This is a genomic window from Burkholderia sp. Bp8994, assembly GCF_003853805.1.
Taxonomy (GTDB): domain Bacteria; phylum Pseudomonadota; class Gammaproteobacteria; order Burkholderiales; family Burkholderiaceae; genus Burkholderia.
In genome coordinates this window covers 151,088-173,738 of record NZ_QTQH01000004.1, presented here as the reverse complement: position 1 = coordinate 173,738, position 22,651 = coordinate 151,088, and the positions used below count along the sequence as shown (strand labels likewise).

Sequence of the window (22,651 nt, the reverse complement as noted above, 5' to 3'; positions counted from 1 at the left end):
CCAGGTTTACGCCATGTTACCGACCGGTCACGCGGCAACCGGGCGTTGACACGTCGAAAAAGCCGTTTTGGTAAGATTGGCGCGGGTTCCGGCCCCGTCGACGCGTCTCCCGCCCGTCGCACAACCGCTTTTCCCATGCAACGACACGACCTGATTGCCTGCCACGAATGCGACGCACTGTTGCATAAACCGCACCTCGCGCGCCGCGAAATCGCACGCTGCCCGCGCTGCGACGCGCTGCTCTATCGCGACAGCACCACGCAGATCGAGCGAATCAGCGCGCTGGCGGTCGCGGCGCTCGTCACGTTCATCATCGCGCAGGGGTTCCCGATCCTCGAAATGGACCTGAACGGCACCCGCGTGCAGACGACGCTGATCGGCGCGATCGACGCGCTGTGGCATCAGGAAATGGAGATCGTCGGCGTGATGGTGTTCTGTTCGACCGTGCTGTTCCCGCTCGTCGAGATGGCCGCGCTGCTTTACGTGCTGCTGCCGATCCGGCGTGGCGTCGTGCCGCCGGGCCTGAACTTCGTGCTGCGCATGATCCAGTTCGTGCGGCCGTGGGGGATGATCGAGGTGTTCATGCTCGGGATCCTCGTGACGATCGTGAAGATGGTGAGCCTCGCGCGCGTCGTGCCCGACGCGGCGCTGTTCGCGTTCGCCGCACTCACGCTGATGACCGCCGTCGTGCTGATGTTCGATCCGCGCACGCTGTGGGACATGGCCGACGACCTGCGCGCCGGGCGCTCGCCCGTGCGGCCCGACAACGCCCCGCCGCGACCGGAAGCCCCCCGCCGATGACGACGCCGACCGCCGCCCGCGAGGGCTATGCCAGCTGCCACGCATGCGGGCTCGTGCAGACGATCGACCATCCGCACGCGCATTGCGCCCGCTGCGGCAGCGCGCTGCACATCCGCAAGCCGAACAGCATCATGCGTACGTGGGCGCTGCTGATCGCGGCCGCGATCCTCTATATCCCGGCGAACCTGCTGCCGATCCTGCACACGTCGTCGATCGTCGGCTCGCAGGAAGACACGATCATGAGCGGCGTCATCTATTTCTGGACGTCCGGCGACTGGCCGCTCGCGGTCGTCGTGTTCGTCGCCAGCATCCTCGTGCCGATGCTCAAGCTCGGCGTGCTGACGATCCTCGTCACCAGCGCGCAGCGGCGCGCCACGTGGCGGCCGCTGCAGCGCACGCGCCTGTTCCGGATCGTCGAGCGGATCGGCCGCTGGTCGATGCTCGACATCTTCGTCGTGACGCTCACCGTCGCGCTCGTCCATTTCCGTTCGCTCGCCGTCATCACGGCCGGCCCCGGCGCGCTCGCGTTCGGCTCGGTCGTGATCCTGACGATGCTCGCGTCGATGCAGTTCGATCCCCGCCTGATCTGGGATCCAGTCGAAACCTCAGGGAAACACCATGAATAGTCCGCAAGGCCCGCAGCACGATGCGTCCCGGCCGCCCGATCCCGCGATCTCGACGAAAAGCGGCTGGCTGCCGTCGCTCGTCTGGCTCGTGCCGCTGATCGCCGCGCTGATCGGCATCGGCCTCGTGATCAAGTCCGTGCGCGAGCGCGGCCCGGAAATCTCGATCAGCTTCCACAGCGCGGAAGGGCTCGAGCCGGGCAAGACGCAGGTCAGGTACAAGGACGTCGAGATCGGCACGGTCAAGACGATCAAGCTGTCGAAAGACCTGTCGCGCGTGCTGGTGCAGGTGCAGCTGAAGAAGGAAGCCGAGGACTTCGCGATCAAGGGCTCGCGCTTCTGGATCGTGCGTCCGCGCATCGGCGCGACGGGCGTGTCGGGGCTCGGCACGCTGCTGTCGGGCGCGTACATCGGCGTCGATGCCGGCCACGGGCAGGACACGCAGACCGACTTCACCGGCCTCGAGACGCCGCCGCCCGTGACCGGCGACCAGAAGGGCACGCAGTACGTGCTGCGCGGCGATTCGCTCGGCTCGGTCGACATCGGCTCGCCCGTCTACTACCGCCGCGTGCAGGTCGGCCAGGTGGTCGGCTTCTCGCTCGACAAGGACGGCACCGGCGTCACGTTCAACGTGTTCGTCAATGCGCCGTACAACCAGTACGTCGGCGTGAACTCGCGCTGGTGGCAGGCGAGCGGCGTCGACCTGCGGCTCGATTCGAGCGGCCTGAAGCTGAATACGCAGTCGCTCGCGACGGTGATCCTCGGCGGCATCGCGTTCCAGACGCCGCCGAACCAGGACAGCGGCGCGACGGCGCCGAACAACACGACCTTCCGCCTCGGCTCCGACGAGGCCGACGCGATGCGCGATCCGGACGGCCAGCCGCTGCAGGTCGTGATGAACTTCAACCAGTCGCTGCGCGGGCTCGCGGTCGGCGCGCCGGTCGACTTCCGCGGCATCGTGCTCGGCGAAGTCACGAACATCGGCATCGACTTCGATCCGAAGACCAAGAACTTCCTGATGCCGGTGACGATGAACGTATATCCGGAGCGGCTCGGACCGCGCTTCCGCGAAACGATCGAAAGCAAGGGCGAACCGGCCCGCCGCGAGATCGTCGAGCGCCTGGTCCAGCACGGGCTGCGCGGCCAGCTGCGCACGGGCAACCTGCTGACGAGCCAGCTGTACGTCGCGCTCGACTTCTTCCCGAAGGCGCCGGCCGTGAAGATCGACACAGCGCGCCAGCCGCTCGAGCTGCCGACAGTGCCGAACACGCTCGACGAACTGCAGCTGCAGGTCGCCGACATCGCGAAGAAGCTCGACAAGGTGCCGTTCGACCAGATCGGTGCGAACCTGAACAGCGCGCTGTCGAATGCCGACAAGCTGTTCAAGCAGCTCGACACGCAGGTCGCGCCGGAAGCGCGCGACACGCTGTCGGCCGCGCGGCAGACCTTCTCGACCGCCGAGGTGACGCTGCAGCAGGATTCGCCGCTGCAGTCCGACGTGCGCGGTGCGCTGAAGGAACTCACGCGCACGCTGCAATCGCTGAACGCGCTCGCCGACTATCTGGAGCGCCATCCCGAATCGCTGCTCAAGGGCAAATCAGGAGATCGATAATGACGACGACACGCGTGAACGTCCTCGCGAGCGGCGCGGCGGCAGTGTTCGCCGCACTCGCGCTCGCCGCGTGCAGCTCGCCGCCCGCGCGGTTCTATACGCTGAGCCCGGCCGACGCCGCGGCGCCCGTGCGCACTGCACCCGCCAACCCGCCGTTCCTGATCGAGGTGCCGTCCGTCGGCGTGCCCGAACAGGTCGCGAAGAACCAGCTCGTCGTGCAGAAGAACGCCGCGCAGGTCGACGTGCTCGAGCAGGAACGCTGGGCCGCGCCGCCCGCCGACGAGATTCGCCGCGCGCTGTCCGACGACCTCGCCGCACAGCTCGGCACGATCGACGTCGCGAATTCCGCGTATCCGGCCGGCGTGCCCGTCTATCGGATCAGCGTGAACGTGCAGCGCTTCGAGTCGTGGCCCGGCAAGCGTGCGGCGATCGATGCGGTGTGGAGCGTGCGCGCGGTCGGCACGCAGGCACTGATGACCTGCCGCACGAGCGTCGCGGAACCGGTCGCCGACGGCTACGACGCGCTCGTCGCCGGTCACCGGCGCGCGCTCGACGTGATTGCATCGCAGGCCGCGTCCGGCGTGCGCGCGCTCGCCGCGCGGCGCGGCTCGACGGCTGCCTCGACCCCGTCGACGACCGCGTCCGGCAAGGCAGCGGCCGCCGCGCCCGTCATACCCTGCCCGGCCAATCCGACGCCCGGCGGCGACGCGAGCGCGAGCGTCAAGTCCGGCGCGTAAGCGCGGCGCGCGGCCGGCGTCCGGTGCCTGCGCGCCCGCGACCGGATTCGGCACGCGCCGCCCGATAGTCCTCGTCGGCATCGATCCGCGTGCGCGCGCCGCCGCGCACGCGAACCCGCCGCCCTCGTCGCCACGGCCGACGCAGCACGGCATCCATCGGCCGGACGGCCGCTTTGCAGTGTTTGTCAAAATCCGCCGGAACCGGCGCCATGCAATGCGGTCGGCTTGCGTTTTCGCGCCCGATTGACGATCCTACGCACTTTCCGGCGCGTGCCGCGTGCCGCCTGTCGCGCGCGCCAGCCGGCGGCGATCCGCCCGTTGTGTCCGGTCCGGCCGCCGCGTCTCCCGGGGCTCGCACGCGTGTTCGCGTGCACCGCATCGGGGCAGCCGCATCGCGGGTCGCCGCGCATCGTCCGGCATCCCGACCAGCTTCACCGTTCTCGCCGGCGCCGCGCCGTCTGTTCCCGGCCGGCATCCCGAACCCGCCCGTCCAGGGCTATCGCTATTCCGTTTATGTTTCATTCCCTGACGACCCTGATCAAGAAGTGGCGCGCGTCGCGCAATGCGGGCCACCAGCTCGATGCGCTGCTCGCGCATGCCGACGCGGACGCGCCGTACGCCGAGCGCAGCGAATGGCTGATCGAGCTCGCGCACTGGCTGCGCCGCAACGGCGCGATGCAGGCCGCGCACGACACGCCGGCCGCACGCGATGCCGACGCACGCGCGTATCCGGCGCACGCGCGGCTGCGCTACCTGTTCCACGTGCTCGACCGCAACCCGGCATGGAAATCGCACGCGGCGCGCATCCTGCGCGGGATCCTGCGCGAATGCGACGGCATCTCGCTGCTGTGCGACGCGGGGATGCCCGTGCATTCCGGTTTCTTCGGCGCGCTGTTCGAGCGCATCGACTCGTCGCTGATCCCGCCGGCGCCGAACCGCCGCGAGCTGACGGCGCTGTTCACGCTGATGTTCCCGACGCCGGAAGACGCGCAATGGATCGACGCACTGCCCGACGACCTGCTCGCCCGCCTCGCCGAGCTGATCTCGTTCGACGTCACCGACGAAGAACGCCACGAGCCCGGCTCGTTCTCGCGCGACCTGCTGGCCGCGCTGCACAACCTGACCTGCCAGATCAGCTCGACCGGCCTGTCGCAGACGGTGCGCAGCCGCCTGTCCGACGACGACGCGCGCAAGCCGCTCGAAACGCAGCCGTTCTACCGCCTCACGCGTGCGATGCTCGCGGTCGAGACCGCCCACGCGGCCGTCGAGGACGGCGGCGACCCGAGCAAGCTGCTGCACGAAGTGAATTACCTGCGCGTGCTGCTCGACGAATGCCGGATCGCGGTCGACGACGTGTTCGCGCACCTGTACCGCAACGGCGTGTCGGTCGACATCGTGTTCCAGGTCGAACGGATGCGCATGCGCATCCTGCGCGCGGAACTGCTGCTCAACGCGTGGATGGCACGCGACGACCTGCGCGGGATGGCGCGCCTGACGGCCGAACTCGTCGACGCGAACCAGAACAGCCAGAGCGTGTCGCACCTCGTGCGCAGCAACTTCTCGCTGTTCGCGCGCAAGCTCGTCGAGACCAACGCGGACACCGGCGAGCACTACATCTCGCGCGGCCGCGCCGAGTACCTGAAGATGCTGCGGATGGCCGCGGGCGGCGGGCTCGTCACCGTCGTGACCGTGTGCGTGAAGTTCGCGATCACGGGCGCGCACCTGCAGTCGATGCTCGAAGGGCTGCTCGCGGGCGTCAACTACGCGGCGAGCTTCATGCTGATGCACTTCCTGCACTTCACGCTCGCGACCAAGCAGCCCGCGATGACCGCGCCGACGCTCGCGCGCGAGCTCGACGACACCGGTCACGAGGAAGGCGTGAAGGCGTTCGTCGCGTCGGTGATCGCGCTGATCCGCACACAGGCCGCGGCGATCTCCGGCAACGTGCTCGTCGTGCTGCCCGTCTGTCTGCTCGTGCAGCTGTTCGCGGGCAACCTGCTGCACGCGAACCTGATCTCGCCGGAAAAGGCGCATGCGACGCTGCATTCGTTCTCGCTGCTGGGCCCGACCCCGTTCTATGCGGCGCTCACGGGCGTGCTGCTGTGGGCGTCGAGCCTGCTCGCGGGCTGGGCCGACAACTGGTTCGTGCTGCACCGGGTCGGCGACGCGCTCACGTACAACCGCCGGCTGCGGCTCACGCTCGGCGCGCCGGGCGCCGCGAAACTCGCGCACTTCTGCCGCTCGAACGTCGCGGGCGTGGTCGCCAACGTCGGCCTCGGCCTGATGCTCGGCCTGATCCCCGCGATCGTCACCGTGTTCCTGTTCCCGTTCGAGGTGCGGCACGTGACGCTGTCGGCCGGCTCGATCGGAATCGCGCTCGGCGTGCTCGGCAAGGGCGCGCTGAGCACGCCCGAACTCTGGTGGGCCGGCGCCGGCGTGCTGAGCATGGCGATCCTCAACGTGCTCGTGAGCTTCGCGCTCGCGTTCACGATGGCCGTGCGCTCGCGCAGCTTGCGCCGCACCAAGGTGCGCGCGCTGGTCGGCGCGATCGTCCGCACGGTGCTCGCGAAGCCGTCCGCGCTGTTCTGGCCGGCCGGCGGAACTGCCGCGCGCGCCGGCCAGACGGGCTCGCACTGAGCGTTCGACGGCGGCGCGCCCGCCCGGGCGGGCGCCGCCGCGCGGCCCGGCGGGCCGCCCGTCACGGCCGGCCGACCCGCGCCGGCGTCCCGAATCCGACGCAACGCCGGCCCCGGGCGCCCGCGCCGCGTACAATAGTGGACTTTTGCACGTCCTCATCCGCCTTATGTCCTCGCCCACCCTGTACGAATTCTTCGCTCCCTGCCCGCGCGGCCTCGAAGCGGCGCTTGCCGCCGAGCTGGCCGAAATCGCCGGCCGCCATCTGGACGGCGCGCCGTTCACTGCGGGCGCGCAGGTGCCGGGCGGCGTCCATTTCCGCGGCGGCTGGGCCGCCGGCATGGCCGCGAACCTCCATTCGCGAATCGCGAGCCGGATCCTGCTGAAGATCGCGCACCGCCCGTACCGCAACGAACAGGACGTCTACGCGCTCGCGCTCGAGCAGCCGTGGGAACGCTGGTTCGCGTCGACGCAGACGCTGCGCGTCGACATCACCGCGATCAAGTCGCCGCTGAAGAGCCTCGAGTTCGCGACGCTGCGCGTGAAGGACGCGATCTGCGACCGGATGCGCGACAAGACCGGTTCGCGCCCGAGCATCGACACCGGCGCGCCGGACGTGCGCGTGTTCGCGTTCCTGACGGCCACCGAGTGCACGCTGTACCTCGATACGTCGGGCGAGCCGCTGTTCAAGCGCGGCTGGCGCCTCGACAAGGGCGCGGCGCCGCTGCGCGAGAACCTCGCGGCCGGCATCCTGCGCCTGACGGGCTGGACGCCCGGCACCGCGCTGTACGACCCGATGTGCGGCAGCGGCACGTTCCTCGCGGAAGCCGCGCAGATCGCACTCGGCGTCGCGCCGGGCGTCGAGCGCCGCTTCGGCTTCGAGAAGCTCAAGCAGTACGACATCACCGCATGGCAGGGCCTGAAGGTCGCGGCGCTCGACGCGAAACGCGCGGCGCGCGGCAAGCGCGATTCGCTCGGCGTGTACGGCAGCGACATCTCGGGCGACATGCTCGAGAAGGCGCGCGCGAACCTCGAGCGCGCGGGCGTGCCGTCGGTGTGGCTCAAGCAGGTCGACGCGCGCGGCATGACGCCGCCGTGCGACGGCCCGGGCATCATCCTCGCGAACCCGCCGTACGGCGAGCGGATCGAGGTGCGCGGCCGCAGCGCGCGCGGCGAGGTGCGCGAGACGGGCCGCAACCGCGGCAACGACGACGCATTCCGCCGCACGCACACCGACGCGCCGGACAGCGAGTTCTTCAACGCGCTCGGCGATGCGCTCAAGCAGCGCTTCACCGGCTGGCAGGCGTTCCTGCTGACGTCGGACCGCTCGCTGCCGGGCCAGCTGCGCCTGCGCGAATCGGCGAAGACGCCGCTGTTCAACGGCGCGCTCGAATGCCGGCTGTTCCGCTTCGACCTGATCGCCGGCAGCGTGAAGGCACGCCCGGCCACGCCGGAAGGCGACGCCTGATACGCGAGGCGGCGGCTGCGGCCGCCTGCTGACACCCTGACGATGCCCGGCCAATCGGCCGGGCATTTTTCTTTCCGCCGCACCCAGGCGAGCGGCGCCACGCGCGCCACCGAGGTTCCGCGCGGTCGTTGCGGGAGCGAAGCCGCCATTTGTCAGCGTCATTTGTCAGCGTCGCCACGACTACTGACAGCACGCTGTCAGCAGCCCCCGGTCACACTGCAATCCCGGCGCAATGCAAGGCTGGTTTCCATCAAGAACCCGAACAACACGGAGCTCGTCATGACGTCCGCAACTGCAACCGACACCGCAACCCTGGAACGCGCGATCGCGTGGTTCGACATCCCGTCCCTCGATTTCGACCGGGCGATCCGTTTCTACGAAACCGTGCTGCAGACGACGCTGCAGCGCGAAGTCATCGGCGGCGTGCCGATGGCCATGTTCGATCACGAAGCGTCGAGCACGGGCGGCAGCATCGTGTTCGATCCGCAGCAGATGAAGCCGAGCGCGAACGGCGTGCTCGTCTACCTGAACGCCGGCGAGTCGGTCGTCGCGGCACTCGAACGCGCGAAGCGCGCGGGCGGCGTCGTGCAGGGTTCGGTCGTCGAGTTGCCGAACAACTACGGCTACATCGGCTACCTGATCGACACCGAAGGCAACCGCGTCGGCCTGCACGCGCCGAAATGCCACTGAGCGCGTCCACGCTCCGGCGGGCGCGGCGCTATCATCGCGAAGTCCCCGTAGCCGTTGGAGTCGAGGTGCAGCCATGACGCGCCGTGCCGACCGCCTGTTCCAGATCGCCGAGCTGCTGCGCGGGCGACGTCTCACGACCGCGCAGCAACTCGCCGACTGGCTGTCGGTGTCGCCGCGCACGGTCTATCGCGACGTGCGCGACCTGCAGCTGTCGGGCGTGCCGATCGAAGGCGAAGCCGGCATCGGCTACCGGCTGAACCGCAACGCCAGCCTGCCGCCGCTCACGTTCACGGCCGAGGAGCTCGCGGCGCTCTCGGCCGGCGCGCGCATGCTCGAGACCTGGGGCGGCGCGCGCTTCGCGGGCGGCGCGCGTTCGGCGCTCGCGAAGATCGCGTCGGCGATGCCGGCCGACAAGCGCACCGCGCTCGATCGCCTGCCGGTGTTCGCGCCGTCGTTCCACATCGACGAGACGTTCTGCGCGAAGGTCGACGCGATCCACCAGGCGGTCGACACGCATCACGTCGTCAGCTTCGACTACCGCGACCGGCTCGGCGCGCACACGAAGCGCCGCGTGTGGCCGCTCGGGCTCGTCTACTGGGGCGGACGCTGGACGATCGGCGCATGGTGCGAGCTCCGCGACGACTTCCGCACCTTCGACATCGCGCGGATGGGTGATATCTCCGTGCACGAGCAGTTTCCGGACATGGAAGGCCGGCGGATCGCCGACTACATGCGGATCGCGGAAGCGCCGATGCGCTGAGGCGGGGAGAGCCGCCGCCCGCTGAATGCCGCGCCGCGGTTCGGCGGTTCGGCTACCTGGTTGTCCGGCGGTCTGTCTGGCTGTCCGGCCGCCCGACTGTCAGGCCACCTCGCCGCCATTCGCACGCCGGGGCGTCCGCGCCCCGGTCGCACCCGTCACTCGCCGAACACCACCGACCGCTTCGGCCGCTCGTCGACGTGCAGCGAAAACACGTCCGGGCGCGCATAGTGCCCGACCACATCGAAGTCGTAACGCGCGCGCACGAGTTCGTCGGTATCGATACGCGCGGTCACGAGCCCGGCCTCGCCGATCAGCGGCTCGGTCAGCAGGTCGCCGAGCGGCCCGACGATCACGCTGCCGCCGCGGATCAGCGGCCGCTCCGGATCCCAGCCCGGCACGTCGATGCCGAGCGCGCGCGGCGACGGCTGCACTTGGCAGGCGCTCACGACGAAGCAGCGTCCCTCGTGCGCGATGTGCCGCATCGAGCTTTGCCACAGGTCGCGCTCGTCGACGGTCGGCGCACACCAGATCTGCACGCCTTTCGCATACATCGCGCAGCGCAGCAGCGGCATGTGGTTCTCCCAGCAGATCACGGCGCCCGCGCGGCCCGCGGCCGTGTCGACCACCGGCAGCGTCGAGCCGTCGCCCTGCCCCCAGATCAGCCGTTCGGTGCCGGTCGGCATCAGCTTGCGGTGCTTCGCGACGAGCCCGTCGCGCGGATCGAAGAACAGCGCCGTGCAGTACAGCGTGCTGCCGCCGCGCTCGATCACACCGACCACGAGGCTCGCGCCCGTGCGCTGCGAGAGCGCGGCCAGTTCGTCGGTTTCGGGGCCCGGCACGTCGATCGCCTGCGCGGCGTAGCGCGCATACGCGTCGCGGCCCTCGGGCAGCCGGTAGCCGAGCCGCGTGCCGAAGATCTCGCCTTTCGGATAGCCGCCGAGCACGGCTTCGGGCAGCACGACGAGCGACGCGCCGCTGTCGCGGATCGCGGTTTCGTAGCCGAGGATCGTGTCGAGCGTGGCGCGCGTGCCGGCGGGCGATGCGCCGATCTGCAGCGCGGCGATGACTGAGGTGGACATGACGACGTCTCCGGTGAATGGGGTGACGCCATCTTTATCGATATCATTTCATCGATCAAATCGATACAACGATAACTGACATGAATACGGATGATATCGCCGGGCTCGACCTGAACCTGCTGAAGGTGTTCGAGGCGCTGTACGAGGAAGGCGGCGCGAGCCGCGCGGCGCTGCGGCTCGGCCTCACGCAGTCGGCCGTCAGCGCGGCGCTCGCGCGGCTGCGCGTGATCTACGCCGACCCGCTGTTCGTGCGCACTGGCCGCGGGCTCGCGCCGACGCCGCGCGCGGACGAGCTCAAGCCGATCCTGTCCGACGCGCTCGACCGCTGCCGCGCGAGCCTCGCGATCGCGGCCGACGACGGCGAGCGGGTCGGCCGCACGATCTCGATCGGGCTGTCGGACGACTTCGAGATCGCGCTCGGCCGCGCGCTGATCGACGCGGTCGCGCGGGAAGCCGCGGGCATCCGGCTGATCTTCCGGCAGACCCACAGCGGCATCGCGGGCGACGCGCTGCTGCGGCACGGCGTCGATCTCGCGATCGCGTCGGGCGGGTTCTCGGCGAACGGGCTCAGCCGGCGCGCGGTCGCGACGGGCGGCTACGCATGCCTGATCGATCCGGCCGGCCGGGCGCGCGCGCCGCGCACGCTCGCGCTCGCCGATTTCCTGCGGCGCGATCACCTGCTCGTGTCGTCGGGCGGCGTGATCGGGATCGTCGACGAAGCGCTGGCCGCGCTCGGCCACAAGCGGCGCGTGGCGGCGTCGACCACGCATTTCGCGGCGCTGCCGTACCTGCTCGCCGGCTCCGACGCGGTGGCGACGATACCGGCGCACGCGGCCCGCGCGATCGCGCAGTCGACGTCGCTGCGCGCGCTCGCATGCCCGGTCGAGCTGCCGCGCTACCCGGTGGAAATCGGCTGGCGCACGAGCACGCAGCGCGACCCGGCGATCGTGCGCGTGCGGGACTCGATCGCCGCCTGCGTCGCGACGATCGTCGCGCCATAAAAGGGCGCGATGCGGCGTGCACCGGCGAGGCGAGCGCGAGAGCACGGGGTCGGATTCGTCTAACGTAATGGCCGGCAGCGTCCGGGCGCAACCGGTAAAATGCCGATCCATGAAACCCGAAATCTGGACCCCGCATGTGACCGTCGCGGCGCTCGTCGAGCGCGCCGGTCGCTTTCTCGTGATCGAGGAAGAAACCTCGACGGGCCTGCGCATCAACCAGCCGGCCGGCCATCTCGAGGCCGGCGAGACGCTCGCCGACGCCGTGATCCGCGAGACGCTCGAGGAAACCGCGCATCCGTTCGTCCCCGATGCGCTCGTCGGCGTCTATCTCGCGCACTACGACCGCCCCGGCAGCGCCGGCGCGACCTACCTGCGCTTCACGTTCTGCGGCACGGCCGGCGAGCCGCTGCCGGGCCACGTGCTCGACGACGGCATCGTCCGCACGCTGTGGATGAGCGCCGACGAACTGCGCGCGTGCAGCGAGCGTCACCGCTCGCCCGCGGTGATGCGCTGCGTCGACGACTATCTGGCCGGGCGGCGCATTCCGCTCGATTTCGTGCACACGCATTCGGTCGCGCCGCGCCCGGACGCATTCGACCGTCAGGCGGTAAACAAATGAGCAAGCGCCGTGTAGTAGTGGGCATGTCGGGCGGCGTCGATTCGTCGGTGACCGCGTGGCTGCTGAAGGAACAGGGATACGACGTGGTCGGCCTGTTCATGAAGAACTGGGAAGACGACGACGACGGCGAATACTGCTCGACGCGCCAGGACTGGATCGACGTGGTGTCGGTGGCCGACCTGATCGGCATCGACGTGGAAGCCGTGAACTTCGCGGCCGAATACAAGGACCGCGTGTTCGCCGAATTCCTGCGCGAATATTCGGCCGGCCGCACGCCGAACCCGGACGTGCTGTGCAACGCCGAGATCAAGTTCAAGGCGTTCCTCGACCACGCGATGTCGCTCGACGCGGAAATGATCGCGACCGGCCACTACGCGCGCGTGCGCGAGCGCGACGGCCGCTTCGAACTACTGAAGGCATTCGATCATACGAAAGACCAGTCGTACTTCCTGCACCGGCTGAACCAGGCGCAACTGTCGAAGACGATGTTCCCGCTCGGCGAGATCCCGAAGACGAAGGTGCGCGAGATCGCCGCGCAGATCGGCCTGCCGAACGCGAAGAAGAAGGACTCGACCGGCATCTGCTTCATCGGCGAACGGCCGTTCCGCGACTTCCTGAACCGCTATCTTCCGACGAAACCCGGTCCGATGAAGACGCCGGACGGCAAGGTGGTCGGCGAGCACATCGGCCTCGCGTTCTACACGTTCGGCCAGCGCAAGGGCATCGGCCTCGGCGGCAGCAAGAGCGGCAGCGGCGAGCCGTGGTTCGTCGCGGCGAAGGACATCGCGTCGAACACGCTGTACGTCGTGCAGGGCCACGACCATCCGTGGCTGCTGTCGCGCGAGCTCGTCGCCGGCAACGTGAGCTGGGTCGCGGGCGAACCGCCGGCCGACGGCTTCGCGTGCGGCGCGAAGACGCGCTACCGGCAGGCCGATGCGGCATGCGCGTTCGGCGCCGCCGCACCCGGCCCGGCCGGCGAAGCCCGCTTCTCGCTCGCCTTCGACGACGCGCAATGGGCGGTCACGCCCGGCCAGTCGGCCGTGCTGTACGACGGCGAGATCTGCCTCGGCGGCGGCATCATCGAGTTCGCGGCCACCGGCCAGCCCGGCCAGACGGCGCCGGCACCGGCGGCAGCCCGCGCGGGTGCGCTCGCCGAAGCACGCTGACATCCATTCGGTTTAGACTTGCGGCACGCCGCGCCCGGCGGAACACGATTCCGCCGCGGCCGGTGCGCCGCCGCGCAGCGTACGCATGGCGGCATTTCAAGATGCAGGGTCTATTCATGTATGGAACGCACATGCGTTGCCACGAGAACGGCCGCTCGCGAGGCGCGCGACGCCGCGAATACTGACGTATTCGCAAGGAGCGCAACGCGGCGAGCGGCCGTTCTCGTGGCAACCCCAAATTAAGAAATTCAAGTCACGGGAATGCCCGAAATCGCCCGCATGGCGGCGTCGCTCGTCACTTGTTTGGCTCGGCCAAACGGCGCTCCTCGCTCCTTGCCCTGCGCGCGCTTTCGGGCATTCGCATGCGCGTTCCATACATGAATAGACCCTAGGAGTCCCCATGCTTTCCAGACGCTACCTCGCGATGTGGTGTGCCGTCCTGCTGCTCGTTGCCGCGGCCGCGCTCGCGTCGATCCACGTGCTTTCCTGGCTGTGGATCATCATCCCCGTCGCCCTCGTCGCCGTCGGCCTGTACGACCTGAACCAGGACCGTCACGCGATCCTGCGCAACTACCCGCTCTGGGGCCATTTCCGCTTCCTGTTCGAGTTCATCCGGCCTGAAATCCGCCAGTACTTCGTCGAGGACGACACCGACGAGAAACCGTTCTCGCGCGCGCAGCGCAGCCTCGTCTACCAGCGCGCGAAGAACGTCGCCGACAACCGCCCGTACGGCACCGAACTGAACGTGAAGTCCGTCGCGCACGAATGGATCAGCCACTCGCTCGCGCCGACGAAGCTGCCGAACCACGACTTCCGCATCCGGGTCGGCGCGAACCGCGCGCAGCCGTACGACATCTCGATCTTCAACATCTCGGCGATGAGCTTCGGCTCGCTGTCCGCGAACGCGATCCGCTCGCTGAACCTCGGCGCGAAGAAAGGCGGGTTCGCGCACGACACCGGCGAAGGCTCGCTGTCGAAGTACCATCGCGAAAACGGCGGCGACATCATCTGGGAAATCGCGTCCGGCTACTTCGGCTGCCGCAATGAGGACGGCACGTTCAACCCGGACAAGTTCGCGAAGCAGGCCGCCGATCCGCAGGTCAAGATGATCGAGATCAAGCTGTCGCAAGGCGCGAAGCCGGGCCACGGCGGCGTGCTGCCGGCCGCGAAGATCACGCCCGAGATCGCCGAGACGCGCGGCGTGCCGATGGGCAAGGACTGCATCTCGCCCGCGACGCACTCGCAATTCTCGACGCCGCGCGGGCTGCTCGAATTCGTCGAACGGCTGCGCACGCTGTCGGGCGGCAAGCCGACCGGCTTCAAGCTGTGCATCGGCCATCCGTGGGAATTCTTCGGGATCGCGAAGGCGATGCTCGAGACGGGCATCGTGCCCGACTTCATCGTCGTCGACGGCGCGGAAGGCGGCACCGGCGCGGCGCCGCTCGAATTCACCGACCATGTCGGCGTGCCGCTGCAGGAGGGCCTGCTGCTGGTGCACAACACGCTCGTCGGGATCGGCGTGCGCGATCGCGTGAAGATCGGCGCGAGCGGCAAGATCATCAGCGCGTTCGACATCGCACGCACGCTCGCGATCGGCGCGGACTGGGTGAACTCGGCACGCGGCTTCATGTTCGCGGTCGGCTGCATCCAGGCGCAGCACTGCCACACCGACCGCTGCCCGACCGGCGTCGCCACGCAGGACCCGGTGCGCCAGCGCGCCCTCGTCGTGCCCGACAAGGCCGAGCGCGTGTTCAACTTCCACCGCAATACGCTGCACGCACTGCAGGAACTCGTGCAGGCGGCCGGCCTCGGCCATCCGTCCGAGCTGCGCGCGCATCACATCGTGCAGCGCGTCGCGCCGCACGAGGTGCGGCTGATGTCGCAGCTGCTGAAGTACCTGAAGCCCGGCGCGCTGCTCGACGGCCAGACCTGCGGCTATACGCTGTACGACAAGTGGTGGCCGATCGCGCGCAGCGATTCGTTCGTGCTCGGCGAAACCGTTTACACGTCGATCGAGTAACGCGCGAGCGCCCGCCGCCGGGCGGCTCGCCAAAGAGAAAAGCGCCCCGCGGGGCGCTTTTCTCTTGTCTGCCCGATCCGCGGGCGGCGGCAGGTCAGCCTTGCGGCAGCGTGTCGACGAACGTCTGCCGCTGCGACAGCTTCACGAAATGCTTGTCGAGATTCGGATGGCGGTCGCGCCAGTTGAGTTCGGACATCCGGAAGTCGAGGTAGCCGAGCGCGCAGCCGAGTGCGATGTCGGCGAGCGTGTAATGATTACCGACGCACCACGTCTTGCCGCCGAGGCCCTGCGACATCGCGACGAGCGCGTCGTCGATCTTGCGCTGCTGGCGCGCGATCCAGCTCGCGCTGCGCTGCGCTTCGTCGCGCAGCGTGTGTTCGAGACGGATCGCCACGGCCGCGTCGAGCACGCCGTCGCCCAGCGCTTCCCAGCACCGCACTTCGAGCCGCTCGCGTCCCGACGGCGGAATCAGCTTGCCGACCGGCGACAGCGTGTCGACGTATTCGCAGATCACGCGGGAATCGAACACCGCGGCACCATCCTCCATCACGAGACACGGGACCTTGCCGAGCGGATTCGATGCATGAATGTCCGTCTCCGGCGCCCATACGTTCTCGAGCTCCAGCTTGTAGTCGATCTTCTTTTCAGCAAGCACGATCCGCGCCTTGCGGACGTACGGGCTGCTGAGCGAACCGATTAATTTCATCATCTGCCTTTTCAAGGGAACTGCCGAGAGTATACGTTGTCGCCGATCATAACCGGCCGGCGCGGCCCGATAGAAAATCGCCCGTCCGGCCTGTGGATGGTTTGCAACAGCCGCCGCCGAGCCCCGTCCGGCGCGGCTTGCGGCCGTGTCTCTCACGCGCCGCGTCCGGCGGCGCTACAATCGCACGATGAATGCGCCCCTCGATACCGCCATCGCCGTCGACGTCTACCGCCAGCGCCGTGAACGCGTGCTTGCCACACTGCGCGCCGCCGGCGGCGGCGTCGCCATCGTTCCCACCGCGCCGGAAATGCTGCGCAACCGCGATACGGCCTTTCCGTACCGGCATGACAGCTACTTCCACTACCTGACGGGCTTCACCGAGCCGGACGCCGTGCTCGTGCTGAACGCGGCCGGGTCGCACGGCGCGCCGGAATCGATCCTGTTCTGCCGCGCGAAGAATGCCGACCGCGAGATCTGGGAAGGTTTCCATTACGGGCCCGAGGCCGCGCGCGATGCGTTCGGCTTCGACGCGGCCTACGCGGTCGACGTGATCGACACCGAAATGCCGCGCCTGCTCGCCGATGCGGGCACCGTGCACTACCGGTTCGGCGCGTCGGCCGAGTTCGACCGCCAGCTCGCCGGCTGGATCGATGCGGTGCGCGCGCAGGCGCGCAGCGGCGTCGCCGCACCGGACGCGCTGCTCGACCTCACGCCCCTGCTCGACGACATGCGGCTCGTGAAGGACGAACACGAACTCGCGATCATGATGCGCGCCGCACACATCTCCGCGCTCGCGCACCGTCGCGCGATGCAGGTGTGCCGCCCGGGGATCCGCGAGTACGAACTCGAGGCCGAGCTGCTGTACACGTTCCGCAAGCATGGCGCGCAGGCGCCCGCGTACGGCTCGATCGTCGCGGCCGGCGCGAACGCGTGCGTGCTGCACTACCCGGCCGGCAACGCGGCCGCGCGGGACGGCGACCTGATCCTGATCGATGCCGCGTGCGAACTCGACGGCTACGCGTCGGATATCACGCGCACGTTCCCGGCCAACGGGCGCTTCTCGCCCGCGCAGCGCACGCTGTACGACATCGTGCTCGCCGCGCAGCAGGCCGCGATCGACGCGACGCGCGCGGGCGTGCCGTTCGAGGCGCCGCACGACGCGGCCGTGCGGGTGCTGGCGCAAGGGCTGCTCGATACGGGCATCATCCCGAAGACGCGCTTCTCGAGCGTCGACGACGTGCTCGCCGAGCGCGCGTACGCACGCTTCTACATGCACCGCACCGGCCACTGGATCGGCATGGACGTGCACGATTGCGGCGACTACCGCGAGCGGCTCGCCGCGCGCGACGCCAACGGCGCGCTGCCGTGGCGCACGCTGAAAGCCGGCATGACGCTCACCGTCGAGCCGGGCCTGTACGTGCGCGCCGCCGACGACGTGCCGTCCGAATACTGGAACATCGGCATCCGCATCGAGGACGACGCGATCGTGCGCGAGCACGGTTGCGAGCTGATCACGCGCGACGTGCCGGTGGCGGCCGACGAGATCGAGGCGCTGATGCGTGCGGGCGCGGCGCACGGCGCGTGAGCGTACCGCAGGTTGACATCGCGCCGGTGCCGGACCGTCGTTGGCCCGGTGTTGACCTGCCGTTGACCCGCAGTTGACCGTTACCCCGTTTCACGAACACTGATGACGACCGCTTCCTCCCCGGCCACGCCGGACCATGACCTCGCCATCGTCGGCGCGGGCCCCGTCGGGCTCGCGCTCGCCGGCTGGCTCGCCCGACGCAGCGCGACGCAGCACGCGTCGATCGCGCTGATCGACGCGCGCGAGCCGGCCGCGAGCGCGAACGACCCGCGCGCGATCGCCGTGTCGCACGGCAGCCGCGTGCTGCTCGACACGCTCGGATGGCCGGCCGACGCAACGCCGATCGAACACATCCACGTGTCGCAGCGCGGCCATTTCGGCCGCACGCTGATCGACCGCGACGAGCACGACCTCGCCGCGCTCGGCTACGTCGTGCGCTACGGCTCGATCGTGCAGGCGCTCGCGCAGGCCGTGCGCGGCACGCGCGTCGACTGGCTCACGTCGACCACCGCACGCACGCCGCAACAGGACGCCGACGGCGTCACGCTGACGCTCGACGGCCCGCAAGGCGAGCGCACGCTGCGCGCGCGCATCGTCATCAACGCCGAAGGCGGGCTGTTCCACGAACAGCAGGCCGATACCGGCAAGCATCGCCGCGACTATGGCCAGACCGCGATCGTCGGCACGGTCACCGTCTCGGCGCCGCGCCCGAACGTCGCCTGGGAGCGCTTCACGCACGAAGGCCCGCTCGCGCTGCTGCCGCTTGGCGGTGCCGATTATTCGCTCGTGTGGTGCTGCACGCCCGACGAGGCGGCCCGCCGCGCCGCCCTTCCCGACGACGCGTTCCTGCGCGAACTCGGCGCTGCATTCGGCGAGCGGATGGGCCGATTCGTCGCGATCGCGGGGCGCGCATCGTTCCCGCTCGGATTGAACGCGGCACAGACGCTCGTCAACGGGCGCATCGCGATCGTCGGCAACGCCGCGCAAACGCTGCATCCGGTCGCCGGCCAGGGGCTCAACCTCGGGCTGCGCGATGCGCACACGCTCGTCGACGCGCTGTCCACGCAGGGCTTCGAAGCGACCGCGCTCGCCACCTTCAACGCACGGCGCGCGCTCGACCGGCGCTTCACGATCGGCGCGACGGACACGCTCGCGCGCCTGTTTACCGTCGACGCCGGCCCTCTTCCGCTGCTGCGCGGCGCGGCGCTCACCGCGCTCGAATTCGTGCCGCCGCTCAAGAAGGCGATCGCACGCCAGATGATGTTCGGCCAGCGCAACTGACACGCCGCGCGTTGCGCGCGGTCAGGCCGCGCAAACCGGGTCAAATCGGCGGGGCATGGGAATACGGTAAAATAGCCGTTTTCCCTCTGCCCTTTTTTGCCCGCGACGCCCGGCGCTCGCGGGCGGTGCCATTGCGATGCCCGTTATCGGCTCTCACGTATTGCGTAACAACCTGTTCGTCGCCCCGATGGCCGGCGTGACGGATCGTCCGTTCCGCCAGCTGTGCAAGCGGCTGGGGGCCGGGTACGCCGTGTCCGAGATGGTCGCGTCCAATGCGCAGCTGTGGAAGAGCGCGAAGACGATGCGACGGGCAAACCACGAAGGCGAGGTCGAGCCGATCGCGGTGCAGATCGCCGGCGCCGATCCGGCGATGATGGCCGAAGCGGCCCGCTACAACGTCGACAACGGCGCGCAGATCATCGACATCAACATGGGTTGCCCGGCGAAGAAGGTCTGCAACGTCGCGGCCGGCTCCGCGCTGCTGCAGAACGAGCCGCTCGTGCAGCGGATCGTCGAGGCCGTCGTCGCGGCGGTCGGCACGGGGCCGGATGCGGTGCCCGTCACGCTGAAGATCCGCACCGGCTGGGATCGCGAGCACAAGAACGCGATCACGGTCGCGCGCCTCGCCGAGGCGGCCGGCATCTCGATGCTGACCGTACACGGCCGCACGCGCGCCGACCTCTACCGCGGCGACGCGGAATACGACACCATCGCGGCTGTGAAGGCGGCCGTGCGCATCCCGGTCGTCGCGAACGGCGACATCACGTCGCCGGCAAAAGCAAAGGCCGTGCTCGACGCCACCGGCGCCGACGCACTGATGATCGGTCGCGCCGCGCAAGGCCGGCCGTGGCTGTTCCGTGAAATCGATCATTTCCTGCAAACCGGCGAGCTGCTGCCCCCGCCGCGGATCGACGAGATCCAGCACGTGATGAACGAACACCTGGAAGACCACTACGCGTTCTATGGTGAATTCACGGGCGTCCGTACTGCGCGCAAGCACATCGGCTGGTACACTCGCGGCCTTTCCGGTGCCAACGGGTTCCGGCACAGGATGAACACGCTCGATTCCACCCGCGAGCAACTCGCCGCCGTCAATGCATTCTTCGAGGCGCAAAAGGCGCTGTCGGACCACCTCGTCTACGTCGATGACGAAGAGGAAAACGGCCAGGGCGAGTCGGACGACCATAACCAGTTAGCAGCATGAGCAAGCACAACATCGAACAATGTGTCCGCGAGAGCCTGGACGTGTATTTCCGGGATCTAGACGGCTCCAATCCGCACGACGTCTATGAAATGGTGATGTCCTGCGTCGAAAAGCCGATGCTCGAGGTCGTGCTCGTACAGGCCGGCGGCAACCAGTCGCTCGCCGCGGAGTACCTCGGCATCAATCGCAATACGCTGCGCAAGAAGCTGCAGCAGCACGGCTTGCTGTAGGCAGCCGTCCCGTCCCCGTTTCCCTGGCTATTGGTGGTTCCATCATGATCAAGCAAGCGCTCATTTCCGTTTCCGACAAGACCGGCATCGTCGACTTCGCGAAGTCGCTGTCCGACCTCGGCGTCAAACTCCTGTCGACCGGCGGCACCGCGAAACTCCTCGCCGACGCGGGCCTGCCCGTGACCGAAGTCGCTGACTACACGGGCTTCCCGGAAATGCTCGATGGGCGCGTGAAGACGCTCCACCCGAAGGTGCACGGCGGCATCCTCGCCCGCCGCGACCTGCCCGAGCACATGCAGGCGCTGGAGCAGCACGGCATCCCGACGATCGACCTGCTGGTCGTGAACCTGTACCCGTTCGTCGCGACGATCGCGAAGGACGACTGCACGCTCGCCGACGCGATCGAGAACATCGACATCGGCGGCCCGACGATGCTGCGCTCGGCCGCGAAGAACCACCGCGACGTGACGGTCGTCGTCGACCCGGCCGATTACGCGGTCGTGCTCGATGAAATGAAGGCGAACGGCAACGCGATCGGCTATGCGACCAACTTCCGCCTCGCGACCAAGGTGTTCGCGCACACCGCGCAATACGACGGCGCGATCACGAACTACCTGACGAGCCTGACCGACGAGCTGCAGCACGCATCGCGCAGCGCATACCCGGCCACGCTGAACATGGCGTTCGACAAGGTGCAGGACCTGCGCTACGGCGAGAACCCGCACCAGAGCGCGGCGTTCTACCGCGACCTCGCGGCGCCGGCCGGCGCACTGGCGAACTACCGCCAGCTGCAGGGCAAGGAACTGTCGTACAACAACATCGCGGATTCGGACGCGGCGTGGGAATGCGTGAAGACGTTCGACGCGCCGGCCTGCGTGATCATCAAGCACGCGAACCCGTGCGGCGTCGCGGTCGGCAACGATTCGGCCGACGCGTACGCGAAGGCATTCCAGACCGACCCGACGTCGGCGTTCGGCGGCATCATCGCGTTCAACCGCGAAGTCGACGAGACGGCCGCGCAGGCGGTGGCCAAGCAGTTCGTCGAAGTGCTGATCGCGCCGTCGTTCACGGACGCCGCGAAGCAGGTGTTCGCCGCGAAGCAGAACGTGCGCCTGCTCGAAATCGCGCTCGGCGACGGCCATAACGCGTTCGACCTGAAGCGCGTGGGCGGCGGCCTGCTCGTGCAGTCGCTCGATTCGAAGAACGTGCAGCCGAGCGAGCTGCGCGTCGTCACGAAGCGTCAACCGACCGCGAAGGAAATGGACGACCTGCTGTTCGCATGGCGCGTCGCGAAGTACGTGAAGTCGAACGCGATCGTGTTCTGCGGCAACGGCATGACGCTCGGCGTCGGCGCAGGCCAGATGAGCCGCGTCGATTCGGCACGCATCGCGAGCATCAAGGCGCAGAACGCGGGCCTCACGCTGGCCGGTTCGGCCGTCGCGTCGGATGCGTTCTTCCCGTTCCGCGACGGTCTCGACGTCGTCGTGGCGGCAGGCGCGACCTGCGTGATCCAGCCGGGCGGCTCGATGCGCGACGACGAAGTGATCGCGGCGGCCGACGAGCACGGCATCGCAATGATCCTGACGGGCGTGCGCCACTTCCGTCACTGATCGCACGCGGCCCGCGCGGCCGCCGCACGAAAACCCGGCGGCATCATACCCGCCGGGTTTTTTATTGCGCGGCGCCGGCGCACGCAGCCACGCGGCCGGCCCCGCGCACCATTCGTTGTAGTATCGCGGCATCAGGTTTTTCTCCTCACTCATGCGAATTCTCGGCATCGACCCCGGCCTGCGCGTCACCGGCTTCGGCGTCATCGACGTCAGCGGCCACCGGCTCGCCTATGTCGCAAGCGGCGTGATCCGCACGCCTACGGCTGACCTGGCTACCCGGCTCGGCACGATCTTCCAGGGCGTATCGACGCTCGTGCGCGAACACGCGCCCGACCAGGCCGCGATCGAACAGGTGTTCGTGAACGTGAACCCGCAGTCGACGCTGCTGCTCGGCCAGGCGCGCGGTGCCGCGATCTGCGGGCTCGTCTCCGGCGGCCTGCCGGTGGCGGAATACACCGCGCTGCAACTGAAGCAGGCGGTCGTCGGTTACGGCCGCGCGACCAAGTCGCAGATGCAGGAGATGGTCACGAGACTGCTCAACCTGACCGGCCAGCCCGGCAGCGACGCGGCCGACGCGCTCGGGATGGCGATCTGCCACGCGCACAGCGGCAATACGCTCGGCACGATCGGCGGCCTCGCGCCGGCGCTCGCGAAAAGGGGGCTGCGCGTGCGGCGCGGACGGCTCGTCGGCTGACGCGACGGCACGCATCCCCTCGGCGCGGCGCGCGGCTACCCGAGTCGCGCGCATTGCGCCTGCCACCGTCCTGCCTGCCTGCCTGATCGCCCCGCGTCGCGCGGCGCCCCGACCTGACGGCCAACCCATCG

Annotated in this window: 20 protein-coding genes; 18 read left to right on the top strand and 2 right to left on the bottom strand. The window is 69.0% G+C overall.

What is annotated here, in order from left to right; translation table 11 throughout:
* The first annotated feature begins 135 nt into the window (after positions 1–135).
* The 8 genes from DIE04_RS05740 (at position 136) to DIE04_RS05700 (ending at position 9,325) form a co-directional block, all read left to right on the top strand.
* Positions 136–801 carry a paraquat-inducible protein A gene (locus DIE04_RS05740; RefSeq protein WP_124519963.1) on the top strand — a complete coding sequence of 222 codons (666 nt, stop codon included), beginning with the start codon at positions 136–138 and terminating at the stop codon, positions 799–801.
* Positions 798–1,427 carry a paraquat-inducible protein A gene (locus DIE04_RS05735; RefSeq protein WP_124487981.1) on the top strand — a complete coding sequence of 210 codons (630 nt, stop codon included), beginning with the start codon at positions 798–800 and terminating at the stop codon, positions 1,425–1,427. The genes DIE04_RS05740 and DIE04_RS05735 overlap by 4 nt, the downstream gene beginning before the upstream one ends.
* On the top strand, positions 1,420–3,036 hold the full coding sequence (locus DIE04_RS05730) for an intermembrane transport protein PqiB (protein ID WP_044844014.1): 1,617 nt from the start codon (positions 1,420–1,422) through the stop codon (positions 3,034–3,036). The genes DIE04_RS05735 and DIE04_RS05730 overlap by 8 nt, the downstream gene beginning before the upstream one ends.
* Complete coding sequence (locus DIE04_RS05725; RefSeq protein WP_044844013.1) at positions 3,036–3,773, top strand: membrane integrity-associated transporter subunit PqiC; 738 nt, start codon at positions 3,036–3,038, stop codon at positions 3,771–3,773. Before DIE04_RS05730 ends, DIE04_RS05725 begins: the two co-directional genes overlap by 1 nt.
* A 513-nt stretch (positions 3,774–4,286) precedes the next feature.
* Positions 4,287–6,410: a site-specific recombinase gene (locus tag DIE04_RS05715; protein ID WP_124487983.1), complete on the top strand. Its 2,124-nt coding sequence runs from the start codon at positions 4,287–4,289 to the stop codon at positions 6,408–6,410.
* A 166-nt stretch (positions 6,411–6,576) separates the two neighbouring features.
* Positions 6,577–7,875, top strand: a complete 1,299-nt coding sequence (locus DIE04_RS05710; RefSeq protein ID WP_044848269.1) for a class I SAM-dependent RNA methyltransferase — start codon at positions 6,577–6,579, stop codon at positions 7,873–7,875.
* A gap of 279 nt (positions 7,876–8,154) precedes the next feature.
* A complete protein-coding gene (locus DIE04_RS05705; RefSeq protein ID WP_044848270.1) occupies positions 8,155–8,565 on the top strand; it encodes a VOC family protein in 411 nt (136 codons plus the stop codon).
* Between the two features lie 73 nt (positions 8,566–8,638).
* Positions 8,639–9,325 (top strand): YafY family protein, encoded by a 687-nt coding sequence (locus tag DIE04_RS05700; RefSeq protein WP_124572910.1) that lies wholly within the window; start codon positions 8,639–8,641, stop codon positions 9,323–9,325.
* Between the two features lie 155 nt (positions 9,326–9,480).
* Here the strand turns inward: DIE04_RS05700 and DIE04_RS05695 are convergent, their stop codons facing one another.
* Positions 9,481–10,404: a carbon-nitrogen hydrolase family protein gene (locus DIE04_RS05695; protein ID WP_044848272.1), complete on the bottom strand. Its 924-nt coding sequence runs from the start codon at positions 10,402–10,404 to the stop codon at positions 9,481–9,483.
* A gap of 80 nt (positions 10,405–10,484) precedes the next feature.
* Here DIE04_RS05695 and DIE04_RS05690 point away from each other — a divergent pair, with 80 nt between their 5' ends.
* The 4 genes from DIE04_RS05690 to DIE04_RS05670 all read left to right on the top strand — a co-directional run bounded on the left by DIE04_RS05690 (position 10,485) and on the right by DIE04_RS05670 (position 15,210).
* The gene (locus DIE04_RS05690; RefSeq protein ID WP_124487984.1) at positions 10,485–11,405 is read left to right on the top strand and encodes a LysR family transcriptional regulator; all 921 of its coding nucleotides are present in this window, start codon (positions 10,485–10,487) and stop codon (positions 11,403–11,405) included.
* A gap of 109 nt (positions 11,406–11,514) precedes the next feature.
* Positions 11,515–12,024 (top strand): NUDIX hydrolase, encoded by a 510-nt coding sequence (locus tag DIE04_RS05685; protein WP_124487985.1) that lies wholly within the window; start codon positions 11,515–11,517, stop codon positions 12,022–12,024.
* Complete coding sequence (mnmA, locus tag DIE04_RS05680) at positions 12,021–13,190, top strand: tRNA 2-thiouridine(34) synthase MnmA (RefSeq protein ID WP_124487986.1); 1,170 nt, start codon at positions 12,021–12,023, stop codon at positions 13,188–13,190. Before DIE04_RS05685 ends, mnmA begins: the two co-directional genes overlap by 4 nt.
* Positions 13,191–13,590: 400 nt before the next feature.
* A complete protein-coding gene (locus tag DIE04_RS05670; RefSeq protein WP_044848276.1) occupies positions 13,591–15,210 on the top strand; it encodes an FMN-binding glutamate synthase family protein in 1,620 nt (539 codons plus the stop codon).
* A gap of 94 nt (positions 15,211–15,304) precedes the next feature.
* Here DIE04_RS05670 and DIE04_RS05665 read toward each other — a convergent pair whose 3' ends face one another.
* A complete protein-coding gene (locus DIE04_RS05665) occupies positions 15,305–15,916 on the bottom strand; it encodes a glutathione S-transferase family protein (RefSeq protein ID WP_044848297.1) in 612 nt (203 codons plus the stop codon).
* Between the two features lie 187 nt (positions 15,917–16,103).
* On the opposite strand from DIE04_RS05665, the gene DIE04_RS05660 reads away from it, so the two are divergent.
* The 6 genes from DIE04_RS05660 to ruvC all read left to right on the top strand — a co-directional run bounded on the left by DIE04_RS05660 (position 16,104) and on the right by ruvC (position 22,520).
* The gene (locus DIE04_RS05660) at positions 16,104–17,501 is read left to right on the top strand and encodes an aminopeptidase P N-terminal domain-containing protein (RefSeq protein WP_124487987.1); all 1,398 of its coding nucleotides are present in this window, start codon (positions 16,104–16,106) and stop codon (positions 17,499–17,501) included.
* A gap of 102 nt (positions 17,502–17,603) precedes the next feature.
* Complete coding sequence (locus DIE04_RS05655; protein ID WP_124487988.1) at positions 17,604–18,782, top strand: UbiH/UbiF/VisC/COQ6 family ubiquinone biosynthesis hydroxylase; 1,179 nt, start codon at positions 17,604–17,606, stop codon at positions 18,780–18,782.
* Between the two features lie 136 nt (positions 18,783–18,918).
* Positions 18,919–19,986, top strand: coding sequence for a tRNA dihydrouridine synthase DusB (gene dusB, locus DIE04_RS05650; RefSeq protein WP_006751898.1), 1,068 nt, complete (start codon positions 18,919–18,921; stop codon positions 19,984–19,986).
* On the top strand, positions 19,983–20,216 hold the full coding sequence (locus DIE04_RS05645; RefSeq protein ID WP_006476892.1) for a Fis family transcriptional regulator: 234 nt from the start codon (positions 19,983–19,985) through the stop codon (positions 20,214–20,216). The genes dusB and DIE04_RS05645 overlap by 4 nt, the downstream gene beginning before the upstream one ends.
* Positions 20,217–20,260: 44 nt before the next feature.
* Positions 20,261–21,826 carry a bifunctional phosphoribosylaminoimidazolecarboxamide formyltransferase/IMP cyclohydrolase gene (purH, locus tag DIE04_RS05640; RefSeq protein ID WP_044848279.1) on the top strand — a complete coding sequence of 522 codons (1,566 nt, stop codon included), beginning with the start codon at positions 20,261–20,263 and terminating at the stop codon, positions 21,824–21,826.
* A 151-nt stretch (positions 21,827–21,977) separates the two neighbouring features.
* A complete protein-coding gene (gene ruvC, locus DIE04_RS05635; protein ID WP_044848280.1) occupies positions 21,978–22,520 on the top strand; it encodes a crossover junction endodeoxyribonuclease RuvC in 543 nt (180 codons plus the stop codon).
* The last annotated feature ends 131 nt before the right edge of the window (positions 22,521–22,651 follow it).